Here is a 12739-nt window from a genome sequence, read left to right as displayed (position 1 = left end):
GCGCGCGGTCAGCCCCTAAGTTCGCCCCTTCGTCGAAACCGGTGCGGAGTGGCACGGAATGGAATTGCGGGACAGGCTGGCCTCCGGGCTGAAGGCGGCGATGCGCGACAAGGACACGCGCCGGGTCGGCACCCTGCGGCTGATCAACGCGGCGCTGAAGGACCAGGACATCGCGCTCCGGGCCGAGGGACGAACCGTGGGCGATGCCGAGGCGCTGGCGATCCTCGCCAAGATGGTCAAGCAGCGACAGGAATCGGCGCGTGCCTACGAAGAAGCCGGGCGCCTCGAGCTGGCCGAGCAGGAGCGCAGCGAGATCGCGGTGGTCGAGGAATTCCTGCCCCGGAAGCTCTCCGAGAGCGAGGTCGAGGCGGCGCTGGACGCGGCGATCACCGAGACGGGTGCGGCGTCGCTGCGCGACATGGGGCGCGTCATGGGCATCCTGAAGGACCGCCATCAGGGTCAGATCGACTTCGCGGCGGTCGGCCCGATGGTGAAGGCGCGGCTGGTCTGACGATCGCGCCGGGACGTTGACGCGTCCTTAATCCTTATCGATCCAAAACGAAGCAGGGGCCGCGCGCAGGCCGCGAGAGACGTCCGCCGGATGCGCGCCGGCGGCGGCTGCCGTTGGCCGCGACGTTTCTTCGTACGAAGAAACGTAGAGATTGTTCGTACGAACAATCTCCTCCCGCGCGCAGGGCCGTGGCCAGGCCCATCCGGGCTTTTTGCGGCGTCCACCCCGCCCCGCCCCATCTTGCGTCCCACGTCCCCGATGGGCATCTATCGCCCAATCGAAAGGACGATCCATGGCACTGCCGGTCCGGCAACAGGCGCTCTACTGGGGGCTCGCCACGGCGGTCTTCCTCGTCATCCTGTGGTATCTCGGGCACATTTTGCTGCCGTTCATCGTCGGCGGCGCCATCGCCTACATCCTCGACCCGCTGGCCGACCGGCTGGAGCGGCTCGGCCTGCCGCGCTGGGCGGCGACGACCATCATCGTTCTGGTCGGGATCTTCGTGCTCGTCCTCGCGGTCGGAATCGTCATCCCGATGATCATCCGCGAAGGGAGCGCGCTGGTGCAGGCGGCGCCGACCTATTTCGAGGCCCTGCGGGACTGGCTGACGCTGCGCTTCCCGGACTTGATGGAGCAGGACGGGTTGATCCGCCGCGGCCTGACCGACCTGGGAGAGACGATCCGCGCGCGTGGCGGGCAGTTGGCACAGCAGGTGGTCGCAGGGCTCTTCGGCGTGGTCAACGCGCTCGTCTTCATCGTCGTCGTGCCGGTGGTCGCCTTCTACCTGCTGCTCGACTGGGACAACATGGTCGCCCGGATCGACGAGCTTCTGCCGCGCGATCACGTCGGCACCGTCCGCACGGTCGCGCGCGAGATCGATCGCACGCTGGCCAGCTTCGTGCGCGGGCAGGGCACCGTCTGCCTCATCCTCGGCACGTTTTACTCGGTCGCGTTGATGGCCGTGGGGTTGCAGTTCGGCCTCGTGGTGGGGGCGGTCGCGGGGCTGATCACCTTCATCCCCTACGTGGGCGCGCTGGTCGGCGGGGCACTCGCGATCGGCCTTGCGCTCTTCCAGTTCTGGGGCGACTGGCTGTCGATCGGGCTCGTCGCGGCGATCTTCGCCGCAGGGCAATTCCTCGAAGGCAATATCCTGACGCCCAAACTCGTCGGCTCGTCGGTCGGGTTGCACCCGGTCGGGCTCCTCTTCGCGCTCTCGGCCTTCGGGAGCATCTACGGCTTCGTCGGGATGCTGGTGGCCGTCCCGGTGGCAGCGGCGCTGGGCGTGATCGCGCGTTTCGTGCTGGCGCGCTATCGCGACAGCCTGCTCTATCGCGGGTCCGACCGGCCGTCAGACCCGGCCGGACCGATCGAGTGACCGCCGATCAATTGGCTTTTCCGCTGCCGCGCCTGGACGCGCGGGGGCGCGATGACTTCATGGTGGCTCCGTCCAACGCGACGGCCCAGGCTCTGATCGAGACCTGGGCCGATTGGCCCGAGGCGCGGCTGGCGCTGATCGGGCCGGAGGGCTGCGGCAAGTCCCACCTGGCCGCGATCTGGGCCGAGACGGCGGGCGCGCGGATCGTGCCGGCCGCCAGCCTTACGCCCGAGATGGCACCCGATCTGGCCGAAGGGCCGCTCGTCGTCGAGGATGCCGACCGGGGCGTGGACGAGGCGGCGCTCTTCCACCTTCTGAACGCCGCCGCGCGCAGTCGCGCGGGTCTCTTGCTGACCGGCCGGACGCCGCCCGCGCACTGGCACGTCGGGCTGCCGGACCTGGCGTCGCGCCTGGCGGCGGTCACGCCCGCGATCATCGAGGACCCGGACGACGTGCTCTTGTCGGTCGTGCTCATCAAGCTCTTCGCGGATCGCCAACTTCAGGTGAAGCCCGCCCTGATCGGCTATCTCCTGCCGCGGATGGAGCGCAGCTTCGCCGCCGCCGCGTCCATGGTCGACCGTCTGGACCGGGAATCGCTGGCGCAGGGCGTGCCGCCCAATCTGGCGCTCGCCCGGAGCCTTCTCGACGGGTGAACTGGCGCGCGGCGGGCGTCTGGCATATCCTCGGGCCATACCCCGTCATTCTTCCGTCATACCCGAAGGGTAGCCGCAGCCCCATGCCCGACAGCCAGAGCGTCCACGCCCCCGATGCCGATTTCCTGAACGCGGATCTTCCCGCCCCCAGGGCGCTCGACGCCGCTCGCCGCGAAGGGCCGCGCCGGTTCTTCAACCGCGAGTTGTCATGGCTGTCGTTCAACTGGCGCGTGCTGGAGGAGGCCGACAATCCCCGCGTGCCGCTGATGGAGCGGCTGCGCTTCCTGTCGATCTCGGCGGCCAATCTAGACGAGTTCTACACCGTACGCGTGGCCGGCCTGCGCGAGTTGGCGCGCGCCGGGAACCGCACCCCCGCCGCCGATGGGCGCAGCCCTGCCGAACAGCTGGTGCTGATCGACGCCGAGGCGCTGCGCCTGCTGGAGCGACAGCAGGCCACCTGGAAGACCCTGCGCGACGAGATGGAAGAGGCGGGGATCTGCCTTCTGACGCCCGAGGGCCTGTCCGCGGAGGAACGCGAAACGCTCGCAGACCGCTTCATGCGCGAGGTCTTTCCGGTCCTCTCGCCGCTGGCGATCGACCCCGCCCACCCGTTTCCCTTCATCCCGAACGAAGGCTTCGCGCTGGCCGTCGAGCTGCAACGAAAGGCCGATGGCCGCACCCTGCGCGCGCTCCTTCCCGTCCCCGCGCAGATCGACCGGTTCCTGCGCCTCGACGACGCGCCGACCGGGGACGACACGCCGCCGCATATCCGGTTCCTGCCGCTCGAGGACCTGCTCCTGATGCGGATCGAGCAGATCTTCCCGGGTTATGCGATCAAGGGGCATTGCGCGTTCCGCGTGCTGCGCGACAGCGATCTGGAGGTCGAGGAGGAGGCCGAGGACCTCGTGCGGGAGTTCGAGACCGCGCTCAAGCGCCGCCGCCGGGGCGAGGTCGTGCGCATGAAGATCACGGCGAACGCGCCGACGGGACTGCGCCGGACCATCATCGAGGAGACCGGCGTCGAGGAGAACGAGGTCATCGAGGTCGACGGCCTGATCGGCCTTGCCGCCCTGAAGGAGCTGGTCGTTGACGACCGCAAGGACCTCCTCTGGTCCAGCTTCACGCCGCGCGTCCCCGAACGCGTGCAGGACCACGACGGGGATATGTTCGCCGCGATCCGCCAGAAGGACATGCTGCTGCACCACCCCTACGAAACCTTCGACATGGTGATCCGCTTCCTTGCGCAGGCGGCGACGGACCCGGATGTCGTGGCGATCAAGCAGACGCTCTACCGGACGTCGCGCGACAGCCCGATCGTCGCGGCGCTTTGCGAGGCGGCCGAGGCGGGCAAGACCGTCACCGCGCTGGTGGAGCTGAAAGCCCGCTTCGACGAGGCCGCCAACATCCGGCAGTCGCGGCGGCTGGAGCGGTCGGGCGCGCATGTCGTCTACGGCTTCACCAACTACAAGACCCACGCCAAGATCAGCACCGTCGTCCGCCGCGAGGGCGACCGGCTGGTGACCTACTCGCATTTCGGGACCGGCAACTATCACCCGATCACGGCGCGCATCTATACCGACCTGTCGCTCTTCACCGTCAGCGACACGTTGGCGCGGGATGCGACCAAGGTCTTCAACTACATCTCGGGCTATGCGCCGCCCGAGGGGCTGGAATCGCTGACGATCTCGCCCTCGGGTATCAAGCAGCGGCTGATCGCGTCCATCGCCGAGGAGGCCGAGCACGCGCGCGCCGGGCGGCCCGCAATGATCTGGGCCAAGATGAACGCGCTGATCGAGCCGGACGTTATCGACGCGCTCTATGACGCGAGCCAGGCAGGGGTGCGCATCGACCTCGTGATCCGCGGCATCTGCGGCCTCAGGCCGGGCGTCGAGGGCCTCTCCGAGACGATCCGCGTCAAGTCGGTTGTCGGACGCTTCCTCGAACACAGCCGCATCGTATGCTTCGGGAACGGTCACGGCCTGCCGCACAAGAAGGCGCGCGTCTATATCAGTTCGGCCGACTGGATGGGCCGCAACCTGAACCGCCGGATCGAGACGCTGGTCGAATGTACCAACCCGACCGTGAAGGCGCAGATCGTGGGCCAGATCATGGCCGCAAACCTTGCCGACGTGGCGCAGAGCTGGACCCTCGGCCCCGAGGGCGAGTGGACGCGGCCCGATCTCTCGGCGCTCGACAACCCGTTCAACTGCCATCGCTTCTTCATGGAGAACCCGTCGCTGTCGGGTCGCGGGAGCGCGGGGGCCAAGGACGTGCCCGAGCTGACGCACTCGCCGGACTGAGGGTGCATCTTTACAAAACCGGAAATGTGGTCATAATTGTCCCATGACCGATGTCGACCGTACCGCCGCTACGGCAACCGCACTTGCGGCGCTGGGACATGCCGCCCGGCTCGACGTGTTTCGCCTGCTGGTGCGCGCCGGGCATGACGGCCTGATCGTGGGCGACATCGCCGCGCATACGGAGCTGCCGCTTTCGACCTTGGCGCATCACCTCCGGACGCTGGTCGCGGCCGGTCTCGTGCAGCAGGAGCGGCGCGGCCGCGAGGTCGTCAACCGTGCGGATTACGACCGCATGGCGGCGGCGGTCGGTTTTTTGACCGAAGAATGCTGCCACGGCGTGTCCCTCGTGCGGGAGGACGCGGCATGACGCCCACGAGACGTTTTCGTCGCCCTAAAATAACCATGAAACCGGATATATTGATATGACAGATATCGCCCCCCGCCGGCCGAGCCCCGCCGCCGCGTTCGCCCGACAGGTCTGGACCGATCACAGGGTCTGGCTCGTCTCGGCTGCGATCCTTCTCGGCCTCGCCATCGCCGATCCGGCACAGGCCCGCGACACGCTCGCCTTCGTCGCCCGCGCCCTGACCGAAACGGCGCCCTATCTTCTCTTGTCGATCACGCTCGCGGCCTATGCGGGCGCCACCGGGGCGGACGGCTTGATCGCGCGGGCCTTCACCGGCTCGCCCCTCCTGATGATCGCGCTCGCCGCGGCATTCGGCGGGCTGTCGCCCTTCTGTTCCTGCGGAGTAATCCCGCTGATCGCCGCGTTGCTCGCGATGGGCGTGCCCCTGTCGGCGGTGATGGCGTTCTGGCTCGCCTCGCCGGTGATCGACCCGTCGATGTTCGTGCTGACGGCGGGTGTTCTCGGCTTCGAATTCGCGGTCGCCAAGACGATGGCGGCGATCGGCCTCGGTCTCTTTGGCGGTCTCGTGACGCTGCAACTGACCCGCGCGGGCGCCTTCGCCGCGCCGCTGCGGGACGGCGTCGGCAATGGCGGCTGCGGCGCGTCCAGTGTCCGCAACCCCAGGCCCCCCGTCTGGGCCTTCTGGCACGACCCCGAGCGACGCGCCCGCTTCCGGCGCGATGCCGTCAAGACGACGCTCTTCCTCTTCAAATGGCTGACCCTCGCCTTCATTCTCGAAAGCCTGATGATCGCCTTCGTGCCTGCCGAATGGGTTGCGCAGGCAGTGGGCGGCACCGGGATCGGCTCGATCCTGACGGCTACGCTGGTCGGCGTGCCCGCCTATCTCAACGGCTACGCGGCGCTACCGCTCGTCTCGGGGCTGGTCGATCAGGGGATGGCACCCGGTGCCGGGCTTGCCTTCCTCGTGGCGGGCGGCGTGACCTCGCTACCCGCCGCCATCGCGGTCTGGGCATTGGCGAAGCGGTCGGTCTTCGTCCTCTATATCGCACTTGCGCTGACGGGCTCGCTGGCCTCGGGGCTCCTGTTCCAGGCCTGGCTAGCGTGACGCTGCCGTCGCGTCCCCATGTGGTGGCGAGGCGGCACCTAGATTGACCCATCCCCGACCCCGTGCCACTCCTCCCCCGTGACGCTGCGCCGGGGGAGGGCGGGCCCGATGACGACGCCTCCGATCGACCCCGCGGATTACGGCCCCTTCGGGACGCCGCTCTTCGACGGCCCCGAAGCGCGCAGCCTGCGGCGGGTCGGTGTGATCGACGTCGGCTCGAACTCGGTCCGGTTGGTCGTCTTCGATGGGGCGGCGCGCTCGCCTGCCTATTTCTTCAACGAGAAGATTCTCTGCGGCCTCGGCGCGGGCCTTTCCGAGACGGGCAAGCTGAACCCCGAGGGGCGCGCCCGCGCCATGGTCGCGCTGAAGCGCTTCGCCATCCTCGCGCGCGGGATGGAGGTCAATTCCCTGACGGTCGTGGCCACCGCCGCCGTCCGCGAGGCCGAGGACGGCCCCGCCTTCGAGGCCGAGGTGCGCGCCGAGACGGGCCTCAAACTCTGGGTGATCGACGGCACCGAGGAGGCGCGGCTCTCGGGGCAGGGCGTGCTCCTGGGCTGGCCCGAGGCAGAGGGCCTGATGTGCGACATCGGCGGCTCGTCGATGGAATTGGCCGAGCTGTCGGGCGGGGCCGTCGGGGCGGTCGTCTCGGGCAAGCTCGGGCCCCTGAAGCTCGCCGCCGCCAAGGGCCGCGCCGCCCGAAAGCGCGAGATCGAGGCGGGCGTTCGGGAGATGGCCGAGGCCCTCGGCCGCGACCGCTACGACCGGCTCTACCTCGTGGGCGGGTCGTGGCGCGCGATCGCGCGGATCGACATGGAACGGCGCGGCTATCCGCTGCACGTCCTTCACGAATACACGATGACGCCAAAGGACCTGCGCGCGACGTTCGACTACATCGTCGAAGCCGATCTGGAGGACCTGCGCGGCCGCACCGGCACATCGGGCGCGCGCATGTCGCTGGTGCCGGTGGCTGCCGAAGTGCTGAGCCGTGTCCTCAAGACCTTCCACCCGAAGATCATCGCCATCTCGGCCTACGGCATCCGCGAGGGGCTTCTCTACGAACAGATGCCCGACGTGCTGCGCGCCCGCGACCCGCTGATCGAAAGCTGTCGTTTCGCCGAGGCCAAGGACGCGCGCCTGCCGGGTTTCGGCCGGGTGCTCTACAAGTTCGTCTCGCCGCTCTTCACCCGCGCGCCGGACCGACGCCGCCGGCTGATCCGGGCCTGCTGCCTGCTGCATGACGTGTCCTGGCGGGCGCATCCCGACTACCGTGCGGAAATCTGCTTTGACAACGCGACGCGCGCCAATCTCGGCGGCCTGACCCATTCCGAGCGGGTGTTCCTCGGGGCGGCGCTTCTCCATCGCTACCGCAACAAGCGCGAGGGGACGCCCTTCGAGAACCTGGCGCCCCTCCTGTCCGAAGAGGACACCTGGCAGGCCGAGCAGGTCGGCAAGGCGATGCGCTTCGGCGCGATGTTCTCGGCACAGGACCCGTCGTTGATGGGGGCGATGAAGCTCTATCCCAAGAAGGGCGTGCTGGAACTGGCGCTGCCCAAGGGCGACGGCGAGGCGCTCTATGGCGAGGTCGCCGAGGCGCGGTTCCGCTCGCTCGCCGCGTCCCTGGGCGCCGAGGCCCGCGTGAAGGTCGTGCGCCGGTGACGCGGGGGGCGCAGATTATTCCGGAATAATCTGCCCGCCGCCCTACCGTGTGCGCCAGTCCCCCGCGAGTATTTGCCGCCCCGCGTCGCGGGCCCTGTTGCCCCGCGCCGGGTCGGGGGCTATCGGGTTTTGGACCCGATCCGGAGCCCGACCCATGCGCCTGAGCCGCTACTTCCTGCCCGTCCTCAAGGAGACGCCCGCCGAGGCGCAGATCGTCAGCCACCGCCTGATGCTGCGGGCGGGCATGATCAAGCAATCGAGCGCGGGCATCTATTCGTGGCTGCCGCTGGGCTACCGCGTGCTGCGCCGGATCGAGCAGATCGTCCACGAGGAGCAGCAGCGCGCGGGCCATATCCCGATGCTGATGCCGACGTTGCAATCGGCCGATCTCTGGCGCGAGAGCGGGCGCTACGACGCGTTCGGCCCCGAGATGCTGCGGATCACCGACCGCCACGACCGCGAGATGCTCTACGGCCCCACCAACGAGGAGCTGATCACCGACATCGTGCGCGCTAATGTCGGCTCCTACAAGCAGCTGCCCCTGACGCTCTACCACATCCAGTGGAAGTTCCGCGACGAAGTGCGGCCCCGCTTCGGCGTGATGCGCGGGCGCGAGTTCCTGATGAAGGACGGTTATAATTTCGACCTGACGCGCGAGGATGCGCTGCACGCCTACAACCGCCACCTCGTCAGCTACCTGCGCACCTACGAGCGGATGGGATTGCAGGCGATCCCGATGCGGGCCGACAGCGGCGCGATGGGCGGAGACGACACGCACGAGTTCCTGGTGCTGGCCGAAACGGGCGAGAGCGAGGTGTTCTACGACGCCGAGGTCACCGAGCTCAGCTTCGGCGACCGCGAGATCGATTATGACGACGTCGCCGAATGCGCCGGCGTGATGGAGGAGTTCACCTCGCGCTATGCCCGCACCGACGAGACCCATGACGCGGCGCTCTTCGAGAAGGTCCCCGAGGAGCGGCGCCGCACGGCGCGCGGCATCGAGGTCGGGCAGATCTTCTATTTCGGCACCAAGTATTCCGACGCCCTGGGCGCCACGGTGCAGGGCCCCGACGGCAAGCCCACCGCGCTGCATATGGGATCGCACGGGATCGGGGTCAGCCGTCTTCTGGGCGCGATCATCGAGGCCAGCCATGACGACAAGGGCATCATCTGGCCCGAGGGCGTCACGCCCTTCCGCGTCGGCATCGTCAACCTCAAACAGGGCGACAGCGCCACCGACAGCGCCTGCGACGGCATCTACGCGCAATGCGTGGCCGAGGGGCTGGACCCGCTCTACGACGACACGAAGGAGCGGGCGGGCGGCAAGTTCGCGACGATGGACCTGATCGGCCTGCCTTGGCGGATCACCGTCGGCCCGCGCGGCCTGGCCGCGGGCAAGGTCGAGCTGACCTCGCGGCGCAGCGGCGAGAGCGTCGAGATGGCCCCCGAGGAGGCCATCGCGAAGCTGCGCGAGATCTACGCGTCGCATCCCTGACATGCTGCCGGGTTAGGCGGGCTCGAAGGGCCGGGGCCCGCCCAGCCTGATCCGCGCGGGCTTCGCCCTCCAGTAGGGCCGCCCGTGCCGCCGCAGCCGCGGACAGACCCCGAACCGCCCGCATCCGGCCCACCCGCACCACCGGGCCCCACGGGACGCCAGAGGACGAGGAGCCCCGCCATGGCCATCCGCGACCGGGCCCTAATGCCCGACTACCTCCGGCTGATCGCGCTGTTCGGGATCGTCGTGGTCAACGTCCAGTATATCGCCTTCTCGGTCCTGACCGACTTCGCCGACCAGAGTGGCGAGACGGCGCTGGACGCCATCGTCCTCTGGCTGGTCAACGGCTTGGCCCTCCTTAAGACCTACGGGCTCTTCTCGTTCATGTTCGGCGTCGGACTCGGCTTCCTGATGCGCGCGGCGGCCCGCCGGGACCTGCCCTTCGGACGCCTCTACCGGAACCGCATGCTCGGCCTCTTGCTACTGGGGGTGCTCCACGGCTGCCTGTTCTTTCCCGGCGACATCCTCGCGATCTACGCCGTGACCGGGTCGGTCCTCTATTTTATGCGCGACTGGCCGGTCGCCCGCCTCGTCCGGGTGGGGGCCGCCCTCCTCGTGGTGCAACCGGTCGTGGCCCTTCCCCTGCTTCTTGCGCCGTCCGATACGCCGGTTGCGTTCATCCTCTTCGAAGCCGCCGCGCTCGGGGACGGCGGCCTCCTCGATGCGGTCGTCTTCCGCAGCATCGGGTTCGCGTTCACCTTCCCGCTCTTTCTCGTGGTCCAGGGTCTTTCGGCGCTCGGCTGGTTCTGCCTCGGGCTGGCCTCGGTCAAATCGGGTATGATCGACGCAGCAAGCCACCCCCTCTGGCGGCGCGCGCGACGGATCTGTCTGGGGCCGGGCGTCGCCCTCAGCCTTCTCGGGGCGGGCATCTGGCAATGGGGCACGGCGATCCCCGGCGCGGCCCTGGCCTTCGTCGCGGCCCCGATCGCGACCCTCGGATATCTCGGCCTCATCGCGGCCATCGCGCGCGAACCGGGGCCCCTCATGGCGCGCGCCCTTGCGGCGGGCGGATCCAGCCTCAGCATCTATCTCGGCCAGTCGATCATCCTGTCGAGCGTATTCGCCGCCTATGGCGCCGATCTCTGGAACGCGGTCGGGCGGGGCGCCGCCGTGGCCATCGGGATGATCACGACGATCCTCCTGATCGTCGCGCTGTCAGTCTGGCGCACGCGGTTCGCGCAAGGACCATTCGAATGGGTCCTGCGCCGGATCACCTATGCGGGTCTCCGCCGCGGGGCGTGACGCGAGACGATCCGCGGCCGCCGATGGCGCGGCGCCACCTTGACCCCGCCTTCCATCCCCCGCACCTAGGCCCCAACCGGCGCGGAGGCCCCATGTTCAGACGTTTCGAATGGATGATCGCCTGGCGTTACCTGCGCGCGCGCCGGTCCGAGGGCGGGATCAGCGTCATGACGTGGATCTCGCTGATCGGGATCGCGCTGGCCGTCTTCGCGCTGATCGCGACGCTCGCCGTGCGGTCGGGCTTCCGGTTCGAATTCGTCGACACGATCATCGGCGCCAACCCCCATGTGCAGGTCCTCAACTACGGCGACGTGCTGCCCAACGGTCAGTCGACGCGCACCATTGCCGAGTTCGACGCCGTGGCCGAGCGGGTCGCGGCGATCCCGGGCGTGCTGCGCGCCGCCCCGGTGATCGAGGGGCAGGTGATGGCCAGCGCGACGGGTCGCAACGCGGGCGTGCAGGTCGTGGGCATCCGGGCCGAGGATCTTGGGCAGATCCCTCGGATCGCCGACCCAGAGGAGAGCCAAGGCTCCATCGACGCCTTCGACGAGGGAATCGCCATCGGATCGGGCGTGGCGCGCAGCCTCGGCGTGGGCGCAGGCGACACGATCCGCCTGATCTCGCCCGACGGGGTGCGGACCGCCTTCGGGACCAGCCCGCGCGTCAAGGCCTACCCGGTGACCTTCGTCTTCCAGGTCGGCCGCTTCGACATCGACTCGACCCGCGTCTACATGCCCTTCGACGAGGCCCAGATCTATTTCAACCGGACGGGCGTGGCGGACGCGGTGCAGGTCGCGGTCGCCGACCCCGAGACGGTGGACGAGTTCGCCACCGACCTGATCGCGGCGGGGGGCGAGGGAACGTACCTCTGGACGTGGCAGAACGCATCGGGCGCGTTCCTGAGGGCCCTCCAGATGGAGGATAACATCATGTTCGTCATCCTCTCGATCCTCGTGCTTATCGCGACGCTCAACATCACCTCCGGGCTCGTGATGCTGGTCAAGAACAAGGGCCGCGATATCGGCATCCTGCGGACGATGGGCCTGACGCAGGGGACGATCCTGCGGGTGTTCTTCATCTGCGGCGCGTCGATCGGCGTGGTCGGAACCGTGATCGGCGTGGTGCTGGGCTGCCTCTTCGCGATCTATATCGACCCGATCTTCAACGCGGTGAACGCGCTGGCCGGGGGCGGTGTCTGGGACCCGTCGGTCCGTTATATCTCGGCGCTGCCGGCGCGGCTGGAATTGGGCGACGTGCTGACCGCCGTGGCCCTTTCGCTGACGCTGTCCTTCGTGGTGACCATCTTCCCGGCGCGGCGCGCGGCGCGGATGAACCCGGTCGAGGCGCTGCGCTATGAGTGAGACATTGCGGCTGGACGGGATCGCCAAGGGCTACCATCTCGGGCGTCCGAACGAGATCCGGGTGCTCGACGGCGTCGATCTGGCGATCGCGTCGGGCGAGGTCGCGGCCCTCGTGGCGCCCTCGGGTGCTGGCAAGTCGACGCTCCTGCACATCGCGGGACTGCTCGACACGCCGGACGCGGGCCGCGTCACGCTGGGCGGCGACGATCTGACGGGGCAGGGCGACCGGGCCCGGACGCGCGCGCGGCGGCGGCGGATCGGCTTCATCTACCAGTTCCATCATCTCCTGCCGGAATTCACGGCCGCCGAGAACGTCGTCCTGCCACAGCTCGCCGACGGCGCTGCCCCGGCGGCCGCGCGGGCCCGTGCGGACGATCTTCTGGGCCGGGTGGGCCTGAGCCACCGCGCCGATCATCGCCCCGCGGAAATGTCAGGAGGCGAGCAGCAGCGGGTCGCGTTCTGCCGCGCGCTGGCCAATGCGCCGGAACTTCTGCTGGCGGACGAGCCCACCGGCAACCTCGACCCCGGCACCTCGGACACGGTGTTCGACGCGCTGATGGCGTTGGTCCGCGAGACGGGGATGGCCGCGCTGATCGCGACGCATAACCTCGAGC

The 12739-nt window shown here is 68.9% G+C and carries 10 protein-coding genes and 1 pseudogene; all 11 read left to right on the top strand.

Annotated elements, in window-relative coordinates; translation table 11 throughout:
- The first annotated feature begins 58 nt into the window (after nucleotides 1-58).
- Complete coding sequence (locus ACK8OR_RS06170) at nucleotides 59-511, top strand: GatB/YqeY domain-containing protein (RefSeq protein ID WP_410188543.1); 453 nt, start codon at nucleotides 59-61, stop codon at nucleotides 509-511.
- A gap of 292 nt (nucleotides 512-803) precedes the next feature.
- Complete coding sequence (locus ACK8OR_RS06165) at nucleotides 804-1886, top strand: AI-2E family transporter (protein ID WP_410188542.1); 1083 nt, start codon at nucleotides 804-806, stop codon at nucleotides 1884-1886.
- Nucleotides 1883-2539, top strand: coding sequence for a P-loop NTPase family protein (locus ACK8OR_RS06160; protein WP_410188541.1), 657 nt, complete (start codon nucleotides 1883-1885; stop codon nucleotides 2537-2539). The genes ACK8OR_RS06165 and ACK8OR_RS06160 overlap by 4 nt, the downstream gene beginning before the upstream one ends.
- An 83-nt stretch (nucleotides 2540-2622) precedes the next feature.
- Entirely contained in the window at nucleotides 2623-4839 is a 2217-nt protein-coding gene (locus ACK8OR_RS06155; RefSeq protein ID WP_410188540.1) for an RNA degradosome polyphosphate kinase, read from the top strand.
- Nucleotides 4840-4882: 43 nt separating this feature from the next.
- Entirely contained in the window at nucleotides 4883-5206 is a 324-nt protein-coding gene (locus tag ACK8OR_RS06150; RefSeq protein ID WP_410188539.1) for an ArsR/SmtB family transcription factor, read from the top strand.
- A gap of 55 nt (nucleotides 5207-5261) precedes the next feature.
- A complete protein-coding gene (locus tag ACK8OR_RS06145) occupies nucleotides 5262-6311 on the top strand; it encodes a permease (protein WP_410188538.1) in 1050 nt (349 codons plus the stop codon).
- Nucleotides 6312-6419: 108 nt separating this feature from the next.
- Nucleotides 6420-7967, top strand: a complete 1548-nt coding sequence (locus tag ACK8OR_RS06140) for a Ppx/GppA family phosphatase (RefSeq protein ID WP_410188537.1) — start codon at nucleotides 6420-6422, stop codon at nucleotides 7965-7967.
- Nucleotides 7968-8121: 154 nt separating this feature from the next.
- On the top strand, nucleotides 8122-9462 hold the full coding sequence (gene proS / locus ACK8OR_RS06135) for a proline--tRNA ligase (RefSeq protein WP_410188536.1): 1341 nt from the start codon (nucleotides 8122-8124) through the stop codon (nucleotides 9460-9462).
- Between the two features lie 180 nt (nucleotides 9463-9642).
- Entirely contained in the window at nucleotides 9643-10764 is a 1122-nt protein-coding gene (locus tag ACK8OR_RS06130) for a DUF418 domain-containing protein (RefSeq protein WP_410188535.1), read from the top strand.
- Between the two features lie 92 nt (nucleotides 10765-10856).
- Nucleotides 10857-12125: a lipoprotein-releasing ABC transporter permease subunit gene (locus tag ACK8OR_RS06125; RefSeq protein WP_410188534.1), complete on the top strand. Its 1269-nt coding sequence runs from the start codon at nucleotides 10857-10859 to the stop codon at nucleotides 12123-12125.
- Nucleotides 12118-12648, top strand: a pseudogene (locus tag ACK8OR_RS06120) (ABC transporter ATP-binding protein); the annotation flags it as partial. The gene ACK8OR_RS06125 and the pseudogene ACK8OR_RS06120, both read left to right, overlap by 8 nt.
- Nucleotides 12649-12739: the final 91 nt, after the last annotated feature.

The organism is Jannaschia halovivens, from assembly GCF_046452375.1.
Classification (GTDB): Bacteria; Pseudomonadota; Alphaproteobacteria; order Rhodobacterales; family Rhodobacteraceae; genus Jannaschia; species Jannaschia halovivens.
The sequence above is the reverse complement of the archived record's forward strand: the minus strand, read 5'-3'. Positions and strand labels throughout refer to the sequence as shown.

Excerpts from the sequence above, each read along its gene's own strand:
- ACK8OR_RS06170 (WP_410188543.1), top strand. The coding sequence starts at position 59 with ATGGAATTGCGGGACAGGCTGGCCTCCGGGCTGAAGGCGGCGATGCGC.
- ACK8OR_RS06165 (WP_410188542.1), top strand. The coding sequence starts at position 804 with ATGGCACTGCCGGTCCGGCAACAGGCGCTCTACTGGGGGCTCGCCACG.
- ACK8OR_RS06155 (WP_410188540.1), top strand. The coding sequence starts at position 2,623 with ATGCCCGACAGCCAGAGCGTCCACGCCCCCGATGCCGATTTCCTGAAC.
- ACK8OR_RS06150 (WP_410188539.1), top strand. The coding sequence starts at position 4,883 with ATGACCGATGTCGACCGTACCGCCGCTACGGCAACCGCACTTGCGGCG.
- ACK8OR_RS06145 (WP_410188538.1), top strand. The coding sequence starts at position 5,262 with ATGACAGATATCGCCCCCCGCCGGCCGAGCCCCGCCGCCGCGTTCGCC.
- ACK8OR_RS06140 (WP_410188537.1), top strand. The coding sequence starts at position 6,420 with ATGACGACGCCTCCGATCGACCCCGCGGATTACGGCCCCTTCGGGACG.
- proS (WP_410188536.1), top strand. The coding sequence starts at position 8,122 with ATGCGCCTGAGCCGCTACTTCCTGCCCGTCCTCAAGGAGACGCCCGCC.
- ACK8OR_RS06130 (WP_410188535.1), top strand. The coding sequence starts at position 9,643 with ATGGCCATCCGCGACCGGGCCCTAATGCCCGACTACCTCCGGCTGATC.
- ACK8OR_RS06125 (WP_410188534.1), top strand. The coding sequence starts at position 10,857 with ATGTTCAGACGTTTCGAATGGATGATCGCCTGGCGTTACCTGCGCGCG.